Origin of the sequence: Microbacterium sp. Yaish 1 (assembly GCF_002245215.1) — a bacterium.
GTDB lineage: Bacteria > Actinomycetota > Actinomycetes > Actinomycetales > Microbacteriaceae > Microbacterium.
The window spans coordinates 1,114,530-1,136,505 of sequence record NZ_NPMR01000002.1; the positions used below are offsets into that span (position 1 = coordinate 1,114,530).

At 69.5% G+C, this 21,976-nt stretch carries 24 protein-coding genes; 10 read left to right on the forward strand and 14 right to left on the reverse strand.

Features of this window, described 5'->3' with window-relative positions; all coding sequences use genetic code 11:
• Positions 1–10: 10 nt before the first annotated feature.
• On the reverse strand, positions 11–670 hold the full coding sequence (locus CI089_RS14415; RefSeq protein ID WP_094262139.1) for a phosphatase PAP2 family protein: 660 nt from the start codon (positions 668–670) through the stop codon (positions 11–13).
• A 58-nt stretch (positions 671–728) separates the two neighbouring features.
• A complete protein-coding gene (locus CI089_RS14420) occupies positions 729–1,958 on the reverse strand; it encodes a multidrug effflux MFS transporter (RefSeq protein ID WP_094262140.1) in 1,230 nt (409 codons plus the stop codon).
• A gap of 254 nt (positions 1,959–2,212) precedes the next feature.
• Between CI089_RS14420 and CI089_RS14425 the strand changes: the two genes are divergently transcribed.
• Positions 2,213–2,917 (forward strand): DUF3105 domain-containing protein, encoded by a 705-nt coding sequence (locus tag CI089_RS14425; protein WP_094262141.1) that lies wholly within the window; start codon positions 2,213–2,215, stop codon positions 2,915–2,917.
• Positions 2,914–3,609, forward strand: a complete 696-nt coding sequence (locus CI089_RS14430) for a DUF305 domain-containing protein (RefSeq protein WP_256978005.1) — start codon at positions 2,914–2,916, stop codon at positions 3,607–3,609. Before CI089_RS14425 ends, CI089_RS14430 begins: the two co-directional genes overlap by 4 nt.
• A gap of 36 nt (positions 3,610–3,645) precedes the next feature.
• On the opposite strand, the gene CI089_RS14435 is transcribed toward CI089_RS14430, so the two are convergent.
• The 3 genes from CI089_RS14435 to CI089_RS14445 all read right to left on the reverse strand — a co-directional run bounded on the left by CI089_RS14435 (position 3,646) and on the right by CI089_RS14445 (position 7,390).
• Complete coding sequence (locus CI089_RS14435) at positions 3,646–4,617, reverse strand: carbohydrate ABC transporter permease (RefSeq protein WP_023952021.1); 972 nt, start codon at positions 4,615–4,617, stop codon at positions 3,646–3,648.
• Complete coding sequence (locus CI089_RS14440) at positions 4,617–5,954, reverse strand: carbohydrate ABC transporter permease (protein ID WP_094262142.1); 1,338 nt, start codon at positions 5,952–5,954, stop codon at positions 4,617–4,619. The genes CI089_RS14435 and CI089_RS14440 overlap by 1 nt, the downstream gene beginning before the upstream one ends.
• Positions 5,955–6,064: 110 nt before the next feature.
• Complete coding sequence (locus tag CI089_RS14445) at positions 6,065–7,390, reverse strand: ABC transporter substrate-binding protein (RefSeq protein ID WP_179223347.1); 1,326 nt, start codon at positions 7,388–7,390, stop codon at positions 6,065–6,067.
• Between the two features lie 269 nt (positions 7,391–7,659).
• Here CI089_RS14445 and CI089_RS14450 point away from each other — a divergent pair, with 269 nt between their 5' ends.
• Positions 7,660–8,709 (forward strand): LacI family DNA-binding transcriptional regulator, encoded by a 1,050-nt coding sequence (locus CI089_RS14450; RefSeq protein ID WP_094262144.1) that lies wholly within the window; start codon positions 7,660–7,662, stop codon positions 8,707–8,709.
• Between the two features lie 74 nt (positions 8,710–8,783).
• Here the strand turns inward: CI089_RS14450 and rplL are convergent, their stop codons facing one another.
• Positions 8,784–9,167, reverse strand: coding sequence for a 50S ribosomal protein L7/L12 (gene rplL, locus CI089_RS14455; RefSeq protein WP_094262145.1), 384 nt, complete (start codon positions 9,165–9,167; stop codon positions 8,784–8,786).
• A gap of 48 nt (positions 9,168–9,215) precedes the next feature.
• Complete coding sequence (gene rplJ / locus CI089_RS14460; protein WP_023952031.1) at positions 9,216–9,704, reverse strand: 50S ribosomal protein L10; 489 nt, start codon at positions 9,702–9,704, stop codon at positions 9,216–9,218.
• A gap of 441 nt (positions 9,705–10,145) precedes the next feature.
• Here rplJ and CI089_RS14465 point away from each other — a divergent pair, with 441 nt between their 5' ends.
• Both CI089_RS14465 and CI089_RS14470 read left to right on the forward strand, forming a co-directional pair.
• Positions 10,146–11,120 (forward strand): hypothetical protein, encoded by a 975-nt coding sequence (locus CI089_RS14465; protein WP_143739012.1) that lies wholly within the window; start codon positions 10,146–10,148, stop codon positions 11,118–11,120.
• A gap of 153 nt (positions 11,121–11,273) precedes the next feature.
• A complete protein-coding gene (locus tag CI089_RS14470; RefSeq protein ID WP_094262147.1) occupies positions 11,274–11,933 on the forward strand; it encodes a YqaJ viral recombinase family protein in 660 nt (219 codons plus the stop codon).
• A gap of 33 nt (positions 11,934–11,966) precedes the next feature.
• On the opposite strand, the gene CI089_RS14475 is transcribed toward CI089_RS14470, so the two are convergent.
• Entirely contained in the window at positions 11,967–12,479 is a 513-nt protein-coding gene (locus CI089_RS14475; protein ID WP_094262148.1) for a 2'-5' RNA ligase family protein, read from the reverse strand.
• Between the two features lie 189 nt (positions 12,480–12,668).
• On the opposite strand from CI089_RS14475, the gene CI089_RS14480 reads away from it, so the two are divergent.
• The 3 genes from CI089_RS14480 (at position 12,669) to CI089_RS14490 (ending at position 16,079) form a co-directional block, all read left to right on the forward strand.
• Positions 12,669–14,375, forward strand: a complete 1,707-nt coding sequence (locus CI089_RS14480) for an MDR family MFS transporter (protein WP_256978006.1) — start codon at positions 12,669–12,671, stop codon at positions 14,373–14,375.
• 10 nt (positions 14,376–14,385) lie between these two features.
• On the forward strand, positions 14,386–14,904 hold the full coding sequence (locus CI089_RS14485) for a MarR family winged helix-turn-helix transcriptional regulator (protein WP_094262515.1): 519 nt from the start codon (positions 14,386–14,388) through the stop codon (positions 14,902–14,904).
• Positions 14,905–15,050: 146 nt separating this feature from the next.
• A complete protein-coding gene (locus CI089_RS14490) occupies positions 15,051–16,079 on the forward strand; it encodes an NADP-dependent oxidoreductase (protein WP_094262150.1) in 1,029 nt (342 codons plus the stop codon).
• A 110-nt stretch (positions 16,080–16,189) separates the two neighbouring features.
• Here the strand turns inward: CI089_RS14490 and CI089_RS14495 are convergent, their stop codons facing one another.
• On the reverse strand, positions 16,190–17,083 hold the full coding sequence (locus CI089_RS14495) for a LysR family transcriptional regulator ArgP (RefSeq protein ID WP_094262151.1): 894 nt from the start codon (positions 17,081–17,083) through the stop codon (positions 16,190–16,192).
• Positions 17,084–17,154: 71 nt separating this feature from the next.
• On the opposite strand from CI089_RS14495, the gene CI089_RS14500 reads away from it, so the two are divergent.
• Complete coding sequence (locus CI089_RS14500; protein WP_094262152.1) at positions 17,155–17,772, forward strand: LysE/ArgO family amino acid transporter; 618 nt, start codon at positions 17,155–17,157, stop codon at positions 17,770–17,772.
• 14 nt (positions 17,773–17,786) lie between these two features.
• Positions 17,787–18,062: an acylphosphatase gene (locus CI089_RS14505; RefSeq protein ID WP_094262153.1), complete on the forward strand. Its 276-nt coding sequence runs from the start codon at positions 17,787–17,789 to the stop codon at positions 18,060–18,062.
• Positions 18,063–18,099: 37 nt separating this feature from the next.
• On the opposite strand, the gene CI089_RS14510 is transcribed toward CI089_RS14505, so the two are convergent.
• The 5 genes from CI089_RS14510 to secE form a co-directional block, all read right to left on the reverse strand.
• Positions 18,100–19,143, reverse strand: a complete 1,044-nt coding sequence (locus tag CI089_RS14510; protein ID WP_094262154.1) for an NAD(P)H-dependent flavin oxidoreductase — start codon at positions 19,141–19,143, stop codon at positions 18,100–18,102.
• An 86-nt stretch (positions 19,144–19,229) separates the two neighbouring features.
• Positions 19,230–19,919, reverse strand: a complete 690-nt coding sequence (gene rplA / locus CI089_RS14515) for a 50S ribosomal protein L1 (protein ID WP_023952048.1) — start codon at positions 19,917–19,919, stop codon at positions 19,230–19,232.
• 13 nt (positions 19,920–19,932) lie between these two features.
• A complete protein-coding gene (gene rplK / locus CI089_RS14520) occupies positions 19,933–20,364 on the reverse strand; it encodes a 50S ribosomal protein L11 (RefSeq protein ID WP_023952050.1) in 432 nt (143 codons plus the stop codon).
• Positions 20,365–20,580: 216 nt separating this feature from the next.
• On the reverse strand, positions 20,581–21,642 hold the full coding sequence (nusG, locus tag CI089_RS14525; RefSeq protein WP_179223349.1) for a transcription termination/antitermination protein NusG: 1,062 nt from the start codon (positions 21,640–21,642) through the stop codon (positions 20,581–20,583).
• A gap of 74 nt (positions 21,643–21,716) precedes the next feature.
• Positions 21,717–21,974, reverse strand: a complete 258-nt coding sequence (secE, locus tag CI089_RS14530) for a preprotein translocase subunit SecE (protein WP_023952054.1) — start codon at positions 21,972–21,974, stop codon at positions 21,717–21,719.
• Positions 21,975–21,976 lie beyond the last annotated feature (2 nt).

A 21,976-nucleotide genomic window follows, 5' to 3' on the forward strand; every position in this document is an offset into this window, starting at 1 on the left:
GGCGGTGAGCCTAGCCCCGCCGATCCCGTACCGCGCGCCGTTCGCGTTCGAGCTGCTCGCTGAACATCGCCGCCACCACGAGGGCGACGCCGGCGCCCAGCAGCATCCCACCGACCGTGTCCGAGAGCCAGTGCGCGTGCACGACCGTGCGGCTGAGCGCCATCAGCAGGGTCCACACGACCCCGATGAGCGCGACCCAGATGCGCGGGAAGAGGATGACGGCGACGACCGCGATCGTGGCCGCATTGGCCGTATGCCCGGACGGGTATGAACCGGCGTCCGTCGTGACGAGGATGTCTTCGGGTCTCGACCGGTCCACGAGATTCTTGATCAGCTGCACCACGAGGGCGCTCAGCGCCGACGCCACCAGGAAGTAGCCCGCCGCCCAGGGCCGACGCAGCACGATCAGCGCCACGGCGACCGCGATCGGGATCGCGAACACCCCGACCCACGTCCCGCCGATCCGGTTCATCACGAGCCCGAAAACGAGTCCGACCGCACCCGGATCTGCGGGCAGCGTCTCGTTCCACCACCGATCGACGGCGAAGGGCTGACCGAGCTGCGTGAACAGCCACCACCCCAGCAGCCCGCCCGCCACCATCAGGGCGATTCCGATGGCGGCGCGGCGCGGCCAGAGTCGGCGGGGGTCGGTCGGCGGAGCGTCGTTCATCGGTCCATTGTGTCGACGGTGGTCGATTCGGCACCGCCCCTTGCGCTGAGCGCGGCGATCAGGGAGAGAGCTGCGGCACGCTGCGCGGACGCACGACGAGCCACAGCGAGAGGACCGCCACCACGGCGCACCCCGCCATCACCGAGGCCATCGTCGTCGCGGTGATGCCCGAGCCGCCCGAGATCCACGCGGCGAGGGGCGAGATGAAGCCGGCGACGCCGAAGTTGACGGCGCCGATGAGGGATGCCGCGGTGCCGGCCGCACGGCCGTGACGGTCGAGCGCGAGCACCTGCACGCACGGGAAGGTGAAGCCGCACGCCGTGATGAAGAAGAACAGCGGCACGACGGTGCCCCACAGGCCCAGCCCCAGCTGGTCGGTGACGATGATGGTGGCCCCGGCGATGACGAGCACGGCCGTCGAAACCGCCATGACCCACTGCGGGCCGAAGCGGGCGGCGAGCCGCGACGCCGTCTGCACGCCCAGCACGACTCCGAGCGAGTTGACGGCGAACAGGACGCCGTACTGCTGCGGGTCGAAGCCGTAGGTCTGCTGGAAGAGGAACGACGACGACGACAGGTACGAGAACAGTCCGCTGAAGGTCATGCCGCCGATGATCAGCACGCCGATGAAGATGCGGTCGCTCAGGACGCTGCGGTAGCGCTGCCAGACCGTGGCGGAACCGCTGTCACGGCGGCGCGCCTTGGGCAGCGTCTCGGGCACGAGGAAGAGCGAGGCGATCAGCATCACCGCGCCGTACGCGGCGAGCACCACGAAGATGCCGCGCCAGGGCATGACCGTCAGCAGGCCCGAGCCGACGAGCGGGGCGGCGACCGGGGCGACACCGGAGACGAGCGCCAGGCGGCTCAGCATCACGACGAGCCGGCGTCCGCCGAAGAGGTCGCGCACGATCGCCATCGCGACGACACCGCCCGCGGCGGCCCCGATCCCCATGAACACGCGAGCGGCGCTCAGCAGCTCGAGGGTCGGGGCGATGGCGGCGGCCGTGCTCGAGAGCACGTGGAGCGCCGTCACGCACAGCAGGGGCACGCGGCGTCCCAGCTTGTCGCTGAGCGGGCCGACGATGAGCTGACCCAGCGCGAAGCCGACCATGGTTCCGGTGAGCGTCAGCTGGATCGCCGCCGCCGTCGTCTGGAAGTCGGCTTCCAGGGCGGGGAAGGCGGGAAGGTAGAGATCGATCGTGAAGGGCCCGAGCGCCGTCAGGGCCCCGAGCAGGATGATGTAGATGACGCGGCGCGAGGTCGGGATCGCGTCACCCGGATGCAGCATGATGGGCGCGGTAGCCGGGTTCGAGCCCAGCGTGCGGATCGCCCCGGTGGCGGAGGAGGAATGATGGGGAGGAGTTTCGGGCACGTCTTCTTCGTTTCGTGGCAGCAGCGTTTTCGAGCGACCTTCTATCGTAACCCGCCGCCGCTCCGCGTCGTTCGCGCCTCTCAGCCGATTCACCATTCACGCGCATAGGCTGACCCCGCGCCGCGCGCGTTCCGACACCCTCCCCTTGCCCCCGAACCGAGGTCACAGCAATGACTCCGTCCGCCGACAAGCGAACGAGCGGCAATCCTGCCGCCCAGGCCCAGATCAACCTCACCGTCAAGCAGCAGCGCGAGCAGCAGAAGCAGGCCAAGCTCGCCGAGTACCAGAAGCAGCTGGCGAAGCGACGTCGCAGCAAGCTGACCTGGTGGGTCGTCGGCTCGACCGCCGCGGTCGCCGTGGTGGGCCTCATCGCCGCGTCGGTGGTCCTCGCGCCTCGGCCCGTCACGTACGAGGCCGGCAACAGCACCGGTCGCGAGATCCCCGGCGTCGAGACGTTCCAGAACATCACGACGCACGTCGAGGGAACCGTCGAGTACCCGCAGAACCCGCCGACCGGTGGCGAGCACAACCCGTACTGGCTCAACTGCGGCGTCTACACCGAGCCGCAGGCGAATGAGAACGCCGTCCACTCGATGGAGCACGGCGCCGTCTGGATCACGTACGACCCGGCCCAGGTGTCGGACGCCGACATCGAGACCCTCAAGGGCTACATGCCGAGCACGTACGCGCTGCTGACGCCGTACCCCGACATGGACACCCCCATCGCCGTGAGCGCCTGGAACGCGCAGCTGAAGGTCGACTCGGCCGATGACGAGCGCATCCGCGACTTCTTCACCGAGTACTGGCGCAGCCAGAACGTCCCCGAGCCGAACGCGATCTGCTCGGGCGCGATCGACGGGCCCGGCAAGGCGTGACCGACGACCTCGCGGTGGAGACCGAGCCGGAGGGCTCGGTCCCTCCGTCCACCGGCCTGCGCTGGTGGGCGGTGCTCCTCATCGTCCTCGCGGTGGCAGGGACGGCGTTCGCCGTCGGGCGCTTCTCCGCCTTCGGCACCTCCCCGTCGGTTCCCGGCAACTCCTCCCCCGAGGCCGGCTTCGCCCGCGACATGCAGGTGCACCACACGCAGGCGATCGAGATGGCGATGACGATCTATCGCAAGACCGAGGACGAGGGCATCCGCACGCTCGCCTTCGACATCGCGACCGCGCAGGCCGGCCAGCGCGGCGAGTTCTACGACTGGCTCGTCCAGTGGGGCCTGCCGCAGGCATCCGCCGCTCCCCTCATGCAGTGGATGGTCGGGCACCCCGCTCACAACCACGGGGCTCAGGCGCAGCAGCCGAGCGACGACGAGCTCCGCGCCGAGATGGGCATGGCCACGCCCGCGCAGCTGGCCCAGCTGGATGCCGAGACCGGGGTCGCCGCCGACTGCACGTTCCTCGGCCTCATGATCCGGCACCACCAGGGCGCGATCCCGATGGCGCAGGCGCTCGTCGACCTCGGCAGCGACCCGCGGGCCGTTCAGGTCGCCGGCGGCGTCATCGAGACGCAGAGCGCCGAGATCGACCTGATGCGCTCGATCCAGCAGAGACTGGGGTGCGGAGGCTGACAGCCCCCGCACCCCAGCGGCATCCGATCCTCCTGATCAGCCCTTCGTCGCACCTGCCAGCAGGCCGCGCACGAAGAAGCGCTGCAGCGCGAAGAACACGATCAGCGGCACGATGATCGAGATGAAGGTTCCCGCCGACTGCAGGAACCAGCGGTTGCCCCACGTGCCCGACAGCGAGTTGAGCGCCTGCGTGATGGGCAGCGCTCCCGGCGACGCGAAGATCGTCGCGACGAGCAGGTCGTTCCACACCCACAGGAACTGGAAGATCGCGAACGACGCGATCGCCGGGGCTGCCAGCGGGACGATGATGCGGAAGAAGACCTGCCCGTGGCCGGCGCCGTCGACCCGCGCCGCCTCGATGATCTCGCCCGGGATCTCGGCGATGAAGTTGTGCAGCATGAATGTCGCCAGCGGCAGGGCGAAGATCGCGTGGGCGATCCAGACGCGGGCGAAGCTGTACTGCACCTCGTTGAGGCCGAACCCGGGGAAGATCGGCACGTCGTTGATGGTCAGCCCCTCCGAGAAGAGGCTGAGCAGCGGAACGAGCGCCATCTGCAGCGGCACGATCTGCAGCGCGAAGACGAACACGAACAGCGCGCTGCGGCCCTTGAAGTCGATCCACGCGAACGCGTAGGCCGCGAGGGCTGCCATCACGATCGGGAACACCGTCGCGGGGATGGTGATCGCGAGGGAGTTGATGAACGCCGACGCGAGCGTCGTCGACGTCCCTCCCGCGGTCAGCGCCTCGGCGTAGTTGTCGAGGGTGAACTCGGGATTGGCGAAGACGGTCCACCACCCTGTCGACTGGGTGTCGGCACCGGGTCGGAACGACGTCACGAACAGGCCGAACGTCGGGATCGTCCAGAAGACGGCGATGATGACGGCCGCGATCGTCGCGCCCTTCGACGTCAGCTTCTTGTGGGCGATCGCCTCGTTGCGGCGGGTGTCGCGCGCTACCTGGCGCTTGGTACGGGTGTCGACGGGCGCGGCCGGGGCTGCAACGGTCATCAGCGGATCTCCCTCTGCTTGGCCATCGATCGGGCGTTGTAGATGATCAGCGGCAGGACGAACAGGAACAGCACGACGGCGAGCGCGGACGAGTGCCCGTAGCTCTGGAATCGCTGCTGCTGGTTGACCATCTCGAAGCCGAGCACGGTCGTCTCATCGCGGCCGCCGGTCATGACCGCCACGATGTCGTACACCTTCAGCGACGCGATCGTGATCGTCGTGAGCACCACGATCAGCGACGAGCGGATGCCGGGCACCGTGACGTTGCGGAACCGCTGCCAGGCGTTGGTGCCATCGAGCTGCGCCGCCTCGAGCTGCTCGGTCGGCACCGCCTTGATCGCGGCCGAGAGGATGACCATGGCGAATCCGGTCTGGGTCCAGATGAAGACCACCAGGAGCATGAGGGTGTTGATGACCGGCTTGATGGCGAGCCACTGGATCGGGTCGCCGCCGAACGCCGTGACGATCGCGTTGAGCAGACCGACCTGCTCCCCCTGCCGGGCGTCGTACATGAACTTCCAGATGATGCCGGCGCCGACGAACGAGATCGCGACCGGCATGAAGACCAGGACCTTGAGCACCTTCTCGCCGCGGGCGCGGTCGATGAAGACCGCGTAGGCGAGTCCGATGGCGACCGAGATCGTGGGAGCGAGGAGCGCCCACAGGATCGTGTTGACGACCGAGGCGGTGCCCGTGGGGTTCGTGAACACCCAGAAGTAGTTCTCGAGGCCCACGAACTGATCGCCCGACTTGTCGTAGAACGACTTGAAGATCGTGGCGATGGCCGGGTAGATGAGTCCGAGAGCCAGCATGATGCTGGCCGGGGCCATGAAGAGGACGAGCTGGAACAGGTAGCCCGCGCCCTGACGCGACCGGAAGTCGGCGAAGAAGAGCAGCGCACCGACGAGCAGCGCGATCGCGACGACGTAGAGGACGGCGTTGGCGTAGGGCCGCAGCAGCAGGAAGGCGAGCACCGGGATGACCAGGCACGCGACCAGCCGCATGACGAAGTAGCCGCGACCCGGCCGGGGCGCGTACTCGATGAGCACCAGGATGATGCCCACGACGAGCCCGAAGACGGCCAGGATGACGGGGATCTGGATGAGCGGGTTCATCGCGCCCAGCCAGAGGAAGAAGCTGTTGAGTGAGAACCCGATCGTGATGCGCGCTGATTCCTCGCTCGATCCGGTGAAGATCAGCAGCAGCAGGATGGCGACGATCAGGGCGAACCCGACGGCGACGACGATCCGCGTGATCGACCGCCCCTTGGGATCGGTGGCATGGGTGGTGGTGGGAGGTTCGGTGTCGACGGGTCTGTCGACGGTCGTCTGCGACATGTGGATCCCCTTCTGAGTACAGCGGCGTACCCGGGCGGTACGGACGGGAGGAGCGGGGCCGGGCTTGTGCAGCCCGACCCCGCTCGGCTCAACCGATCGTCAGGCGACGATCAGTTCTCGTAACCGGCCTGGATGTCGGACAGGACCGTCTCGGTGTCCTTGCCGTCGATCCAGTCGACCATGCCCTTCCAGAACGAGCCCGAGCCCACCGTGGACGGCATCAGGTCTGATGCGTCGAAGCGGAAGACCGTGGTCTCGTCCTGCAGCGTCGTCATCGCCTCCTGGAGGAACTCGCTCGAGGCGAGGGAGGGGTCGGCCTTCTTGTTCGCCGAGATCACGCCGCCGAGCTTGACGCGAGCGTCGGCGAACTCGGGCGATGCCATGAACTCGAGAACCTTCTGCGTCGACTCGTCGTCCGAGAACGCCGCGACGAACTCGCCGCCGCCCTCGACCTGGAGCTCGCCTTCGGTGTACCCCGGGGTCAGGAACGCGTAGACGTCGCCGTCGGGAGCGACCTCGGGGGTCGCGCCGTCGGCGGTCTGCACGTCGAGGAAGTTCGCCGACAGGAACGAGGCCTGGTGCGTGAGGGCGCAGTCGCCGCTCGCGACGGCCGCGGCGACGTCGCCGAACGCGGTCGAGTTGATGCTCTTCACGTCGCCGTAGCCCGCGTTGACGTACTGCGGGTTGAGCAGGATCTCGCCCACCGCGTCGAACGCCGACTTGATCTGCGGGTCGGTGAACTTCACGTCACCGGCGACCCACTGGTCGTAGACCTCGGGACCGGACTGGCGCAGGACGAGGTCCTCGACCCAGTCGGTTCCCGGCCAGCCGGAGGCCGCGTCGGAGGCGAAGCCGGCGCACCAGGCAGGCCCACCGGTCGTCTGGACGATCTTGTCGGTGAGGGCGATCATCTCGTCCCACGTCTTGGGCACTTCGACGCCCCACTCGGCGAACTGCTTGGGCGAGTACCAGACGTAGCCCTTCAGGTTCGCGAGCATGGGAGCCGCGTAGAAGGTGTCGTCGAACGTTCCGTACTTCTTCCAGTCCGGCGACCAGTTCTCGTCGACCGCGCTCTCGACGGCCTCGGACGCCGGCAGCACCTTGCCGGTCTCGACGAGCGTCTTCAGCAGACCGGGCTGCGGGACGATCGCGATGTCGGGGGCGTCGCCACCGGTCACCTTGGTGACGATGTTGCCCTCGAACGACTTGTCGCCGGTGTACTCGACCTTGATACCGGTGTCCTCGGTGAACTGCGCGAACGACTCGTTGAGCGCGTCAGCCTCACCACCGGTGATTCCGCCCGAGATGCGGACGGTCGTCTTCGCGTCGCCGCCGCCGCCTTCGGTGCCTCCTTCGGCGCACCCAGCCAGCACCAGTGCTGCCGCACCCATGAGGGCGACGGGGGCAAGAAGACGGTATCGCTGTGACAATGCCATGTACTTCTCCTCTATCGGGATCATCGTTCACCCAGAGGAGCCTTGTCCGCATCCATTGGGGAACCGATTCCAGGACAACCTACTGTCCCGCCGAGTCCGGCACAACCAGCGGAATATCACGGAATGACAACCATCATCTGTGGTAATGAACCGGATCATGGGAGCGCTCACACACGACCGGCCTGGAACCGGTTCCCGGTCGCGGGCGAAACCGCTACGCTCTGGTGGGAGTCCCCCGGCAGGTCTCCCCGAACGGACGAGGAGGTCCCATGAGCACCATCGCCGACGTCGCCAACCGAGCGGGGGTGTCCAAGGCGACCGCGAGCCGAGCCCTCTCCGGCCGCGGATACGTGTCGGAGGAGACCCGGCAACGGGTCGCCGCCGCGGCGCAGGAGCTGTCGTACGTCGCCCACTCCTCGGCCATGAGCCTCGCGACCGGTCGCACCCAGACGGTCGGCGTCGTCATGCCGCATGTCAGCCGATGGTTCTTCGGGGAGGTCCTCGAGGGCATTCAGGCGGCTCTCCTCGAGCACGGCCTCGACCTCACCCTGTACGACGCCCGACCGGGAACGGAGACCCGGCGACGGGTGTTCGAGGACTTCCTGGCCCGTCGACGCTTCGACGGCGTCATCGCGGTGGGCCTCGAACCGGCCGAGAGCGAGCTCGACGCACTGCTGGCACTGGGCAAGCCCGTCGTCAGCGTCATCGGCACCGAGGGCGACACGAGCCTCGTCACGCTCGACGACGCGCACGCGACCGCTCTCGCGACGGCGCACCTCGTCGAGCTCGGGCACCGCCGCATCGCGTTCCTCGGTGGCACGGATGCGACGCGCTGGCCGCACGTCGAGTCCGAGCGCTACGCCGGCTACGAGTCGGAGATGCGCCGCGCCGGCCTCGCGACGGAGATCTCCCGCGCGCCGGCGGAGCTCTCGATGCCCGCGGGGTACGCCGCCGCCGTCGACCTCCTGAGCGACCCGGCATCCCGGCCCACCGGCATCGTGGCGGCCTGCGACGACGTCGCGATCGGCGCGATCATCGCGGCCCGCCGCCTCGGCATCCTCGTCCCCTCCGCTCTGAGCGTCGTCGGCATCGACGACCACGTCAACGCCGAGATGTTCGCTCTGACGACGTTGCGACAGGTGCCCCACGAGCAGGGCCGGGCCGCCGTCGAGCTGCTCCTGCGCCACATCGAGGACCCCGACGCCGACACCGTGACGATGCGGATCAAGCCGCGCATGGTGGTGCGGGGAACGACGGCGGGAGCACCCGGACACAGCTCCGTCGCCGTCCGCGACTCGACCCTCTCCCGCCGCGACTGAGTCCGGCGCAGACGACGACGGCCCCGGATGCAGCATCCGGGGCCGTCGTGCTGCTCTCGAGTGAGAGCGGGGAATTACTTGAGGGTGACCGTCGCGCCGGCCTCTTCGAGAGCGGCCTTCGCCTTCTCGGCGGTCTCCTTGTTCGCGCCCTCGAGGACGGCCTTGGGAGCACCGTCGACGACAGCCTTGGCCTCGCCCAGGCCCAGCGAGGTGAGCTCGCGGACCGTCTTGATGACCTGGATCTTCTTGTCGCCGGCAGCCTCGAGGATGACGTCGAACGAGTCCTTCTCCTCCTCGGCCTCAGCGGCACCAGCGCCACCAGCGGCGCCGGCGACGGCGACGGGGGCAGCAGCGGTGACGTCGAACTTCTCCTCGAACGCCTTCACGAAGTCGCTGAGCTCGACGAGGGTCAGGCCGGCGAACTGCTCGAGCAGTTCCTCGGTGGAAAGCTTCGCCATGATGTATCTCCTAGATAGATGGGGTTGGTGTAAGAGCTCGCCTGTCGCTCACGCGGCGTCGGCGGTCTCCAGCTTTTCGCGAAGCGCGTCGATGGTGGCGGCAGCCTTGCCCATCGTCGCCTTCATCATGCCCGCGGCCTTGGCCAGCAGAACCTCGCGGCTCTCGAGCGAGGCGTACTTGTTGACCTCGTCGGCGGTGAGGGCGTTGCCCTCGAAGATGCCGCCCTTGATGACGAGGAGCGGGTTGGCCTTGGCGAAGTCACGCAGAGCCTTGGCGGTGGCGACGAAGTCGCCGTGCACGAACGCCACGGCCGAGGGACCCTTCAGGTCCTCGTCGAGCGACGTGATCCCCGCGTTGTTCGCGGCGATCTTGGTCAGCGTGTTCTTCACCACGGCGTAGTTCGCGTCCTGACGGATGCTGTTGCGCAGCTGCTTGAGCTGGGCCACCGTCAGACCGCGGTACTCGGTCAGCAGAACGGCAGTCGAGTCCTCGAATGACTTCGTGAGCTCGGCGACCGATGCGTCCTTCTGCACCATGGTCACTCCTTGATGTGTGCCTGACGCCCCGCGGTGGCGGAGCGCCGGCCTCGACCAGCCCCGGACATGACAAAAGCTCCGGCGCAGAGGCACGGAGCTCGGTTCCCGAAGGAGAAGTTCAGTGTCACCTGCGCGGGCCCCTGCAGTGCAGAGCTTCGATCACGAGTGCGCTCACGCGCACACCGATGACCAGCGGTCTTTGGCTTACCCCCCACCATACCCCCCACACCCCCCATCCCCCAAATCCCCCCCGCCTCGCCGAGTGCACGGCATCCCGCCCAACGCACGGCACCGCTACGCAGGATTCCCGTGCACTCGGCGCGAGCTCGTTCACTCGGCGCCGGCCGCGGGTTCTGCACATGTGGGGGTGGGGGTGGGGGTGTCCACACATGGGTGGGGGAATGGGGTGGGGGTGCGGGTGGGGGGGTGAGCATGGGCGGGATGCGCAGACGACGAGGACCGGATGAGGTGCGGGCATTGCTCCACCGCCGACGCGACCTGCTCGAAGCCGGTGAGAGCGAACGCTCGATCGACCGTTCCGTCCGCGACGGCGTCCGGGTGCACGTGCGACGCGGCTGGTACGTCGACCGCGCCGCGTTCGATGAGCTCTACGCCGAGGACGCGCATCTGCTCCATGTGATGGCGGTCGCGCACGAGGTCCGGGGCCACGCGGTCGTCTCGCACGAGTCCGCCGGGGTGCTGCACGGCCTCGACCTCTATCGCGTCCGGCCGACCCGCGTCCACCTCACGACGGCGCCGGGCGCCCGGGTCTCCAGCAGTCCCGATGCATTCCGCCACTGCACGCCTCTCGATGCGCATGACGTCGTCGAGGTGAACGGCATCCGCTGCACCTCCCTCGCGCGGACCGTCTTCGACGTCGCGCGCACGATGACTCCCGAAGCGGCTCTCGTCATGGCCGACCGCGCGGAACGGATCTGGTGCGAGCGCACGGGCAGGACGCCCGAGGACTGGCGGACGGCCATGGCCGCACGGATCGCCGAGGCCGGGGCGGCGCGAGGGATCCGGCGGGCCCGGTGGGTGGCGGGCTTCGCCGACGGCCGGGCGGAGTCGACCCTGGAGAGCGTGAGCCGATTCCGGCTGCACCAGCTCGGCTTCCGCTCGGTTCGGCTGCAGGTGCCGATCGCCGGCCCGCGCGGCGCGGGCTGGTACCGCGTCGACTTCGGCCTCGACGACGCCGATGCCTGGGGCGAATGCGACGGCGTCGGCAAGTACCTCGACCCGGAGCTCCGCTCCGCCCGCTCGGCAGAGAGGACGGTCCTCGACGAGAAGCGCCGCGAAGACTGGATCCGGGGTACGACCGGGCGCCGCCTCGTGCGCTGGGAAGCCCGCCACGTGACCTCCCCCTCAACCCTCGCCGCCCACCTCAGGGCATGCAACATCCGCCCTCCCCGCTGAGCGCACGACTTGCCGCCGAATGAACGAGACTTCCACGCACCGATGCCGTGCAATCGAGGGGATGCCGTGCACTCGGCGCCTACGTGGGGGGGGGTGGGGGCACGCCGAGGGGCAAGGGAGGGAAGGGGGGTGGGCGGGGTTAGGGTCGAAGGCGTGTCTCCCGAACTCGCTGCTCGCATCGTCGCGGATTCGCGCGACCGCGTGGCGTGGATCCGCGCGCGCTCGCGGGGCATCACGGCGACGGATGTCGCGACCCTGACGAGCCCCAAGGCGATCGCGCGCGCAGCCGACGCCAAGCTCATGGGCTCGGGCTTCTCCGGCAACGCCTACACCGACCACGGACGACGCCGCGAGCCGGAGATCGCCGCCTGGGTCGCCGCGACGCACGGCATCCAGCCCTCGTCCGCACTGTTCCACGCCGTGGTCGAGAAGCGTCACCTCGCCACTCCCGACGGCGTGATGGTGGATGCCGACGGCCGCGTGACCCTCGCCGAGATCAAGACCACGAACAAGAGCTGGCGGTCGATCCCCCGCACCTATCTGCGACAGGTGTGGTGGCAGCAGCACGTCCTCGGCGCCGAGCGCACGCTCGTGGTGTGGGAGCAGCACGACGGCTTCGTGCCGATCGACGACGAGCCGCGCTGCGCGTGGGTCGACCGGGACGAGCGTGAGATCCGCCTGCTCGTGAACCTCGCGACGGAGCTCATCGACGAGCTGTACCGCCGCACGATGCAGCGGCGCGCGGCCGAGGCGCCCCGCATCCCCGCGACACAGCCTCGCGAACCCTACCGAGCCCTCGCCCTCAGCGACTGACCGCCCGCCTGGCGCACACCGCACCCCGCGCGGTCAGCGCAGCGGCGTGACGACTTTCGCTTCGGCATCCCACAGGCGCAGCCCCGTCAGCTCACCCTCGATGGTCGACGCACCGACGATGCCGAGTGCGCGGCCGACCTGTTCGGCCGTCATCCGGCGAGCGAGCGTCATGTGCGGCGTCCACCGATCCTTCGCCGTGACGGCATACCGAGCCGGCGGGGGTCCGACGAGGTCGACGATGTCGGCGTGCAACCGCAGCAGCGCGGCGGTCATGACGACGGGCCGGGCCAAGACGAAGCGCTCCCCCGCGGCGAAGACGACCGCTCCCCCGAGCCGGACCTCCACCGGCAACACGCTGCCGACCCGCGCGAGCTCCCGCATGGCGGCTTCGGGGAGGTCGTCGCGCACGGCGAGCGTCACGTGGGGCCGGTTCGACTCGGACGGATGCCGCCCGGCGCTGGGTAGATCGGCGTCGATGAGCCGCTGCCAGTCCGCCCGCACGGCGGCATCCACGACGTCGTCCGGAAGCGACTCGATACTGAACATGCCGCCATCCTCCCGCTGCGCCCGCCCTGCCGGGAATAGTTGACGTAACTCAACGATTGAACATATAGTTGACCGATCTCAACGGTTGACTTTCGTCAACCACTTAAGCCGCTCCGCGGCTATCGAAGTACCCGTCCACCGACGATCCGCGCCAACGCAGCCGCGTCCGTCCGAATCCCAGGAGGACTCATGTCCGCTTCCCCATCCGCTCGGCCCGAGGGGCAGAACATGTCGCGCCGCGGCGTGCTCGAAGCCCTCTCGGGTCTCCTGCTCGGCATGTTCGTGTCGATGCTCGCCTCGACCGTCGTCTCGACGTCGCTCCCGGTCATCATCCACGACCTCGAGGGCACCCAGGCCGCCTTCACGTGGGTTGTCACGGCCACCCTGCTGACGACCGCGATCTCGACCCCGATCTGGGGCAAGCTCGCCGACCTCACCAACCGCAAGGTGCTGTACCAGCTCGCGATCGTCATCTTCGTGCTGGCCACCGCCGCGGCCGGCTTCTCGCAGTCCCCCGAGATGCTGATCGCCTTCCGCGCGGTGCAGGGCATCGGCGCCGGCGGCCTCGCCGCCCTCAGCCAGGTGCTGATGGCCGACATCATCAGCCCGCGCGAGCGCGGCCGCTACATGGGCCTCTTCGGCGCCGTCATGGCCGTCGCCACGATCGGCGGACCGCTGCTCGGCGGCGTCATCACCGATGCCTGGGGCTGGCGCTGGAACTTCTTCGTCGCGCTTCCCGTCGCCGTGGCGGCTCTGCTGATCGTGCAGCGCACGCTCCACATCCCGGTGCACCCGCGCAAGGAGACGCGCATCGACTACCTCGGCATCGTCCTGCTGTCGACGTCGGTCTCCCTCCTGCTGATCTGGGTGACCCTCGCGGGCGACTCGTTCGAGTGGATGAGCATCGAGACCCTGCTGATGGTCGGCGGCGCCGTGATCGGCGCGGTCCTCTTCGTCATCACCGAGCTCAAGGTGCGCGAGCCCCTCGTCCCCCTCACGCTCTTCCGCAACCTGACCTTCACCCTCTCGGTGATCGCATCGATCGCGACGGGCATCGCGATGTTCGGCGCCTCGGTGTTCCTCAGCCAGTACATGCAGCTCGCCCGCGGAGCCACCCCCACCGAGGCCGGCCTCATGACCATCCCGATGATCGGCGGCCTGCTCGTCGCGTCGATCGGCGTGGGCGCGCTGATCACGCGGACCGGACGCTGGAAGCCGTTCCTCATCGTCGGCGCGCTGCTGCTGATCGGCGGGGCGAGCCTGCTGTCCACGATCCACTACGACACCGACTTCACCCTCGTCTCGATCTACATGGCGATGCTCGGTGCGGGCATCGGCATGACGATGCAGAACCTCGTGCTCGTCGTGCAGAACACCTCTCGCCCCACCGAGATCGGTGTCGCGAGCTCGGGTGTGACGTTCTTCCGGAGCCTCGGCGGCACGATCGGCGTCTCCGTCATGGGAGCCGCGCTCGCCTCGCAGGTCACGACGCTGGTCAGCGATCGGAAGGACGACATCCAGGCCGCACTGGCGTCACTCGGCGACCAGGCCCCGACCTGGGCTGCGCAGCTGCAGTCGGGAACGCTCCCCCAGGTCTCGGCGATGCCCGAGGCGCTGCGGATCGTCTTCGAGGACATCTACGCCACCGGCATCTCGCACTCGTTCCTCATCGCCGTGCCGTTCGCGGTCCTGAGCCTCATCGCGATCGTGTTCCTGCCGAACAAACCGCTGACCACGATGACCACGACCGAGCGCCTGCAGGCGGGCGAGGCTGACTTCGCCACGGTGTCGGTTCCCGAGGGCATGAGCGCGCTCACAGCGACCGGAGCCGTGCGCACGGATGCCGCCGACGGCGACGCCCCGATGGACGCCGAGACGCGCCGCTCGGCTCGCTAAGGTGATCGGGATGCCCGAACGAGAGTCCGCTGAGCCCCGGGGGTGCTCCACCCCCGGGGCCCCCGGCCCGTGGGCCGCGGTCTTCGACGACGAGCGCACGGCGGCCGTCCGTGCCCTCGAGCTCGAGTTCAGCGAGCTGTTCACGCACGTCCGACGCCTCTTCGCCGAGAACGCCGACCGACTCAGCCCCGGAATGCTCCCCGGCGCCTACAAGGTCTTCACCACGATCGCCCGCCGCGGCCAGATCACCCTCTCCGCTCTTGCCGAGACCCTGCACTCCGACAAGGGCCAGATCAGTCGCACGGTGCGCGAGCTCGAAGAGCTGCAGCTCGTGCAGCGCACTCCCGACCCCGCCGACGGCCGCTCCAGCCTGCTGTCGGCCACCCCCGACGGCATCCGCCGGCTCGACGCCGTCCGGGCGCCGCGGGAGAACTCGCTGCTGACCGCACTCGAGTCGTGGCACGTCGACGACATCCGGGAGCTCACGCGGCTGCTCCACGCCCTCTCGGCATCCGAAGCACCCGACTGACGCGCCTCGGCTCCGCGGGCCGGCGCCCCGACGAGCTTCTCCCCTCGGTGACCGCTCCGTAACACGGTCGAGACAATGTCACGATTGACTGAAGTCGACCGAGCATCATCGCCGCCGACGCCGGCGGTGTGAGGAAGGAGCGACGGATGAGATTCCGGCCGCTGCGCACAGCAACCGCCTCCCAGCCGACGACGTCGGCCGAGACGCCGCCCGAGACGATGCGAGCGGTCGTGTTCGACGAACCCGGTGCACCCGAGGCCCTCCGCGTCGCCGAGGTGCCGGTTCCCTCGCCCGCGCTCAGCGAAGTGCTCGTGCGGGTCGTGGCCGCAGGCGTGAATCCCATCGACGCCAAGACGCGGTCGGGGCGCGGCGTGGCGGGACTCGTCGACCGCTGGCCGAGCACGCTCGGCTTCGATTTCAGCGGCGTCGTGGTCGCGAGCCCGTTCGAGACCCACGAGTTGCAGCCGGGCACCGAGGTCTTCGGCATGGTGCCGTTCCCGCGGTCGGGGGGCAGCTACGCCGAGTACGTCGTCGTGCCGTCGCTGTCCGTCGCCCGGAAGCCCGCGAGCCTGTCGCACGTCGAGGCCGCGGGGGTTCCCCTCGCCGCGCTCACCGCGTGGGGGCTGGTCGTCGAGACCGCCCACGCGCACGAGGGGCAACGGATGCTGATCCACGCCGGATCGGGAGGCGTCGGCCACTTCGCCGTGCAGCTCGCCGCCTACTTCGGCGCCCGGGTGACCGCGACCGGATCGGAGCGGAACCTCCCCTGGCTGCGCGAGCTCGGCGCCTCGGTCGCGATCGACTACGCCACGACGCGCTTCGAAGACGTGGTCGGCGAGATGGACGTCGTCATCGACCTCGTGGGCAACGTGCACGACGACACCGGCTCCCGCTCGCTCGGGGTCCTGCGTCCGGGGGGTCTGTATGTGATGGTTCCGACCGGCGGGTGGCCGGGGTACGCCGATGCTGCCGCTGCCGCGGGGGTCCGGGCGACGGGGTACAAGGTGATCCCCGACGGCAGCGTGCTGGCGACCCTCGGCCGCCTGCTCGACTCCGGCGCCATCCAGGTCTTCGTCGACAGCGTGCACGACCTCGCCGATGTCGCCGCCGCCCACGTCGAGGTCGAGCGGGGTCACTCCCGCGGCAAGGTCGTCCTCACGGTCGCGGAGACCTGAGCCCCGCCCGGCGGCGGGACTTCGCCGAGCACGCACCCTCTCGCCCACTACGCACCGTCATAGCGACACTCTCGCGACGAGCGTGCACTCTCGGCGAAGCGAGCTCGGGCTCACGCGACGGGTTCGAGCACGCGCCGCGCCTCGGCGACGACCTCGTCCGCGACGGCGTCGAGTAGGGGTGAGGCGAGGTTCCACTGCTGCCAGTACAGCGGCACGACGATGTCCTCTCCCCCGAGCCGCACCAGCTCGCCCCGTTGCACATGCGCGCGGGACTGCAGCGTCGGCAGCAGTGCCCACCCGAGGCCGAGCAGCACGGCGGTCGCGAAGTCTTGCGAGGCCGGCACGCGGTGCCGCGGCGGCGCGGCGGCATCCACGCCCGCCCCGCGGAGCCACCGGGTCTGCAGCTCGTCGCGGCGGTCGAAATCCACGACGGGCGCTGCCACGAGGCCGGCGCGATCGGGACGTGCTTCGGCGGCTTCCCCGAACCATCGCTTCGCGAAGGCTCGCGTTGCGACCGCCTCGTAGCGAAGTGCGCCGAGCGCGGAGACGCGGCATCCCGCCACCGGAACCCGCCGAGAGGTCACCGCGCCCATGACCGTTCCGCTCTCGAGCAGGCCGGCGGTGAAGTCCTGGTCGTCGCGGTGCAGGTCGAACACGACATCCCGTGCGGACGCGACCCGCGCGAGCGGCGGCAGGAACCACGTCGCGAGAGAGTCGGCGTTGACCGCGAGCGGAACGCTCGTGACCTCGTCGTCGGTCCCCTCGAAGGCATCGCGCTCGAGCAAAGCGAGCTGGCGGGCGTAGCGCACGAAGCGGTGGGCCGCCTCGGTCGCGCGCGCCGGCTTCGACCTCACGAGCAGCACCTGTCCGGCGATGCGCTCGAGCGCGCGGATCCGCTGGCTCACGGCGGATGGTGTGATGTGCAGCCGGCGCGCGGCGGCATCCAGGCTCCCCTCGTCGAGGATCACCGCGAGCGTCTCGACCAGCTCGACAGGCACACGCATCTTCAGCTGTGCTTCACGACGTGAAGTTCCATGAACTGGACTGTACCGTGCGTCGACCCTAGCGTCGACTCGTGCTCTCCGCTTCTCTCTCGGGCCTCGGCCTCGGCCTGTCGCTCATCGTCGCCATCGGCGCGCAGAACCTGTTCGTCCTGCGGCAGGGCATCCGGCGCGAACACGTCGTGCTGGTCGCGACGATCTGCGCCCTCTCCGACGCCGTGCTCATCGTCGCCGGCGTGACCGGCCTCGGCCTTCTGGTGGAGGGCCTGCCGTGGCTCGTACCCGTCGTCCGATGGGCCGGTGCTGCGTTCCTTCTCGCCTACGGCCTCCTGGCTGCCCGCCGCGCCTGGCGTCCGAGCGGACAAGCCCTCGACGCTCACGCTGCGACCGAACGGCCGGCGCCGGCACGCCGCACCACCGTCGTGCTCACGTGCCTCGCGCTGACCTGGCTGAACCCGCACGTCTACCTCGACACCGTCTTCCTCCTCGGGAGCATCGCCGCCACCCACGGCGACGACCGGGTCTGGTTCGCCGCCGGGGCGGTGACCGCGAGCGCCCTCTGGTTCTTCGCCCTCGCCTTCGGGGCGCGGCTCCTCGGCCGGGTGCTCGCGACCCCGCGGGCGTGGCGGGTGCTCGACGGTTTCGTCGCCGTCGTCATGATCCTCCTCGCCGTGAGCCTCGTCTGGCCGTGAGGCAGGATGAGGGGATGCGAAGCGTTCACGTGATCGTCGAAGGCCGCGTCCAGGGCGTCGGATATCGGTACAGCCTGCTGCTGGAAGCCGACCGGCGCGGAGTGGCGGGCTGGGTGCGCAATCGGGCCGACGGTTCCGTCGAGGCGGTCCTCGAGGGCACGGATGACGCTGTCGACGCGGTCCTCGCCTGGATGGCGGAGGGCCCTCCCGGGGCGCGGGTCGACGCCGCGCGGGTCACCGACGCGGAGCGCGTCGGCTCGAGGGGCTTCGAGGTGCGCGACACCCACTGATCGCAGCCGCGGCACCGCGTCGGCGCCGCGACCGGCCTCACGACGCCGGCAGCCCGGCGGCGAGCTCGCGCAGCACGTCCGCCGCGTCATCGCGTCGGGCGAGGCCCGCCGCCTGGCCCGCCCACAGCGACGACAGCTCCGGATCTCCGCCGGCGGCTGCGCGGAAGACCCCCGTGAGCCAGTTCTGCGCGGGGAAGGGGGCGATCACGCCACTCGCCTCGATGTGGCGGACGGCGCGATTCGGGATGCCGCGCGCGAGGCGCCCGCTCATCGCGCGCGTGAGCACCGTGGAGGTGTCACGGGCCGCGGCGATCGCGGCGCGGTGGCCCTCGGATGCGGCCGACTGCCGCGTCCGCAGGAACGCCGTACCGACTTGCACCCCGGCGGCCCCGAGGGCGAATGCCGCGGCGACGCCCCGCCGATCGGCGACGCCGCCTGCGGCGATCACCGGCACGGAGACGGCATCCACGACCTGGGGGACGAGAGCGAAGGTCCCCACGAGGGAGTCCTCCGGCGCCGCGAGGAACGACACGCGGTGGCCCGCGGCCTCAGCGCCGCTCGCGACGATGACGTCGACCCCGCCGGCCTCGAGGGCGCGCGCCTCCGCGACCGTCGTGGCGGTGCCCATCACGCGCATGCCGAGCCGATGCGCATCGGCGACGATGTCCGGTGCCGGCACCCCGAAGACCACGCTGAGCACCGCCGGCCGCGCCTCCCACACCGCCGCGAGCTGTTCCTCGAGGGGCGGCAGGAAGCGTTCGGGCAGTTCGGGCACGGCAGCTCCCGCCGCGTCGTAGAGCGGGCGCAGCGCGTCGCGCGAGGGCGCGGCATCCACGCCGTCCGGGGTGACCTCATCGCCGAGCGGAAGCCAGAGATTGAGAGCGAAGGGGCGAGCCGTGCGCTCTCGTATCGACGCGACGGTCTCGCGGATCCGCGTGCCGTCGTAACCGTAGAGGCCGAACGATCCGAGCCCGCCGCCCTCGCTCACCTCGCCGGTCAGCACCGCTGACGAGAGGCCACCGAACGGGCCGAGCACGATGGGCAGGTCGATTCCGAGCAGATCGGTGAGGGAACGCCGCATGAGCCGACGCTAGCGCGTTCCGCGCGGGCCGGGAACGACGAACGGGGCCTCACCCGAAGGTGAGACCCCGTTCATGCGAAGCGCGATCAGACGAGCGCGTTGACGTCCAGCGGGATGCCGGGGCCGAACGTGGTCGACACGGCACCCTTCTGGATGTAGCGGCCCTTGGCGCTCGAGGGCTTCAGGCGGACGATCTCCTCGACCGCCGCGTTGAAGTTCTCTTCGAGCTGCTCGGCCGAGAACGACGCCTTGCCGACGACGAAGTGCACGTTGGCGTGCTTGTCGACACGGAACTCGATCTTTCCGCCCTTGATCTCCTCGACGGCCTTGGCCGGGTTGGGGGTCACGGTGCCGGTCTTGGGGTTGGGCATGAGGCCGCGGGGACCGAGGACCTTACCCAGACGTCCGACCTGGCCCATGAGCTCGGGCGTCGAGACGGCCGAGTCGAAAGCGGTCCAGCCGCCGGCGACCTTCTCGATGAGCTCGGCGCCGCCGACCTCGTCTGCGCCAGCGGCGATGGCGGCCTCGGCGGCCGGGCCCGTCGCGAAGACGATGACGCGAGCGGTCTTACCCGTGCCGTGGGGCAGGATGACCGTGCCGCGGACCATCTGGTCCGCCTTGCGCGGGTCGACAGCGAGCTTCAGCGCGACCTCGACGGTCGAGTCGAACTTCTTCGAACCGGTGTCCTTCGCGAGAGCGACGGCCTCGGAGGAGCTGTAGAACTTGTCGCGGTCGATCTTCGCCGCGGCTGCTTCGTAAACCTTGGACTTAGCCATTGTGTTCTCCCCCTCAGCTCTCGACCGTGATGCCCATGGAACGGGCGGTGCCGGCGATGATCAGCGAGGCGGCCTCGATGTCATTGGCGTTCAGGTCGGGCATCTTGGCCTCGGCGATCTCGCGGACCTGGTCCTTCGTGAGCTTCGCGACCTTGGTCGTGTGAGGCGTGGCCGAGCCCTTGGCGACTCCGGCGGCCTTCTTGATGAGCTCCGCGGCGGGCGGGGTCTTCAGGATGAACGTGAAGCTGCGGTCCTCGTAGACGGTGATCTCCACGGGGATGACGTTGCCGCGCTGCGACTCGGTCGCGGCGTTGTACGCCTTGCAGAACTCCATGATGTTGACGCCATGCTGACCGAGCGCGGGGCCGATCGGCGGCGCCGGGTTGGCTGCTCCGGCGTTGATCTGAAGCTTGATCAGGCCGGTCACCTTCTTCTTCGGTGCCATTCGTTTTCCTTTCGTCGAGCGGATGCCGGCGGCATCCCTCTCCCGCACGCCCGGCATCTCCGAGCGGCGGTCGTGTCGCGCAGGCGCGCAGGCGCCCGCAAACTCCCCAAGCTTACCGCATCCTCGGCTCCGAGGGTGCCGGTGAGTGCGGCGCGCAGACGACGGAGCTCCCCGGCCGCCGTGCGGCGGAGGGGCGCTCGTCGACGCGGTATCGCGTTACTGCTTGGTGACCTGGTCGAACGAGAGCTCGACGGGCGTCTCGCGCTCGAAGAGCGACACGAGCACCGTGAGCTTGCCGCTCTCGGGCTTGATCTCGCTGATCGAGCCGGGAAGGCCGGCGAACGAGCCCTCCTTGATCGTGATGGTCTCGCCGATCTCGAAGTCGACCTCGGTGACGACGCTGCGGGTCGGCGCGGCGACGCCCTTGGCTGCGCCGGCCTTGGCGGGCGCCGCTTCCTTGACCTCGACAAGCGACTTCAGCATGTTGAACGCCTCGTCGAAGCGCAGCGGCGTCGGGTTGTGGGCGTTGCCCACGAAGCCCGTGACGCCGGGGGTGTGGCGGACGACCGACCAGGTGTCTTCGGTGAGCTCCATGCGGACGAGCACGTAGCCGGGGATCCGGACGCGCGTGACCATCTTGCGCTGACCGTTCTTGATCTCGACGACGTCCTCCATCGGGACCTCGACCTGGTAGATGTCCTCCTCGACCTCGAGCGTCGACTTGCGCTGCTCGATGTTGGCCTTCACCTTGCGCTCGAAACCGGCGTAGGAGTGGATGACGTACCACTTGCCCGGCAGCATGCGCAGCTCGGTACGGAACGCCTCGTACGGGTCATCGTCGTCGCCGACGGAGATCTCGATGCCGGCGGCGGCCTCGAACTCGGAGAGGTAGTCGACGGCCTCCTCGGACACCTCGACGTCGGGCTCGGGGCCGTCGTAGGGCTCGACCTCGTCGGCGGCCTCAGCGGCCTGCTCGGCGATCTCCTCCTCGAGCGAGTCGGTCAGCACCTCCGCAGCGGCTTCGGCCTCGGCGGTCTCGTCGATCTCGAGCGCGTCGTTGACGACGGCGTCGGCCTCGGGGTCGTCGATCTCCACACCGTCGAGGTCGGTGTCGTCCTGCTCGGCCTCATCGTCCACGACGTGGACGGCGGCGTGCTCGGCGGCGTCGGAGGCGCGCTCCTGACCGGCCAGCACGTTGCCCTCCTGGGCTTCGTCGTCCTCGCTGGACTGCTCGGCGGCCGTGGCCCAATCGACGTCGTCGGGGATGCGTTCTGACACTGCGTTCTCTTCCATCGGTTGTCGGGATGCCTGCGCGGCAGGCATTCGCGGGTCGTGCGGGCTGGGCCCGTCGATCAGCCCGGGACGCCGAAGACGACGGTCGTGATCCAGACGAACAGGACGTCGAGGCCGTAGACGAGCGCCATCATGACGACGACGAATCCGAGGACCACTGCCGTGAACTTCACGAGCTCCTGGCGGGTCGGGGTGACGACCTTGCGGAGTTCGGCGAACACCTGGCGGATGAAGATGATGATCCGCGCGAAGATGTTCGGCCTCTTCTCGCGGGGCGCGCCACCTGCGGCGACGACTTCGCCACCCTCTTGGACCATCG

What these genes read in the sequence shown, in the direction of transcription:
- CI089_RS14435 (WP_023952021.1), bottom strand. Translation starts at nt 4,617, where the DNA reads ATGACCGTTGCAGCCCCGGCCGCGCCCGTCGACACCCGTACCAAGCGC.
- rplK (WP_023952050.1), bottom strand. Translation starts at nt 20,364, where the DNA reads ATGGCACCGAAGAAGAAGGTGACCGGCCTGATCAAGCTTCAGATCAAC.
- CI089_RS14485 (WP_094262515.1), top strand. Translation starts at nt 14,386, where the DNA reads ATGCCCGAACGAGAGTCCGCTGAGCCCCGGGGGTGCTCCACCCCCGGG.
- CI089_RS14420 (WP_094262140.1), bottom strand. Translation starts at nt 1,958, where the DNA reads ATGCTGCATCCGGGTGACGCGATCCCGACCTCGCGCCGCGTCATCTAC.
- CI089_RS14475 (WP_094262148.1), bottom strand. Translation starts at nt 12,479, where the DNA reads ATGTTCAGTATCGAGTCGCTTCCGGACGACGTCGTGGATGCCGCCGTG.
- CI089_RS14450 (WP_094262144.1), top strand. Translation starts at nt 7,660, where the DNA reads ATGAGCACCATCGCCGACGTCGCCAACCGAGCGGGGGTGTCCAAGGCG.
- CI089_RS14480 (WP_256978006.1), top strand. Translation starts at nt 12,669, where the DNA reads ATGTCCGCTTCCCCATCCGCTCGGCCCGAGGGGCAGAACATGTCGCGC.
- CI089_RS14465 (WP_143739012.1), top strand. Translation starts at nt 10,146, where the DNA reads ATGCGCAGACGACGAGGACCGGATGAGGTGCGGGCATTGCTCCACCGC.
- CI089_RS14440 (WP_094262142.1), bottom strand. Translation starts at nt 5,954, where the DNA reads ATGTCGCAGACGACCGTCGACAGACCCGTCGACACCGAACCTCCCACC.
- rplJ (WP_023952031.1), bottom strand. Translation starts at nt 9,704, where the DNA reads ATGGTGCAGAAGGACGCATCGGTCGCCGAGCTCACGAAGTCATTCGAG.
- rplA (WP_023952048.1), bottom strand. Translation starts at nt 19,919, where the DNA reads ATGGCTAAGTCCAAGGTTTACGAAGCAGCCGCGGCGAAGATCGACCGC.
- CI089_RS14505 (WP_094262153.1), top strand. Translation starts at nt 17,787, where the DNA reads ATGCGAAGCGTTCACGTGATCGTCGAAGGCCGCGTCCAGGGCGTCGGA.
- CI089_RS14490 (WP_094262150.1), top strand. Translation starts at nt 15,051, where the DNA reads ATGAGATTCCGGCCGCTGCGCACAGCAACCGCCTCCCAGCCGACGACG.
- CI089_RS14415 (WP_094262139.1), bottom strand. Translation starts at nt 670, where the DNA reads ATGAACGACGCTCCGCCGACCGACCCCCGCCGACTCTGGCCGCGCCGC.
- CI089_RS14425 (WP_094262141.1), top strand. Translation starts at nt 2,213, where the DNA reads ATGACTCCGTCCGCCGACAAGCGAACGAGCGGCAATCCTGCCGCCCAG.
- CI089_RS14510 (WP_094262154.1), bottom strand. Translation starts at nt 19,143, where the DNA reads ATGCGGCGTTCCCTCACCGATCTGCTCGGAATCGACCTGCCCATCGTG.
- rplL (WP_094262145.1), bottom strand. Translation starts at nt 9,167, where the DNA reads ATGGCGAAGCTTTCCACCGAGGAACTGCTCGAGCAGTTCGCCGGCCTG.
- secE (WP_023952054.1), bottom strand. Translation starts at nt 21,974, where the DNA reads ATGGTCCAAGAGGGTGGCGAAGTCGTCGCCGCAGGTGGCGCGCCCCGC.
- CI089_RS14495 (WP_094262151.1), bottom strand. Translation starts at nt 17,083, where the DNA reads ATGCGTGTGCCTGTCGAGCTGGTCGAGACGCTCGCGGTGATCCTCGAC.
- CI089_RS14445 (WP_179223347.1), bottom strand. Translation starts at nt 7,390, where the DNA reads ATGGCATTGTCACAGCGATACCGTCTTCTTGCCCCCGTCGCCCTCATG.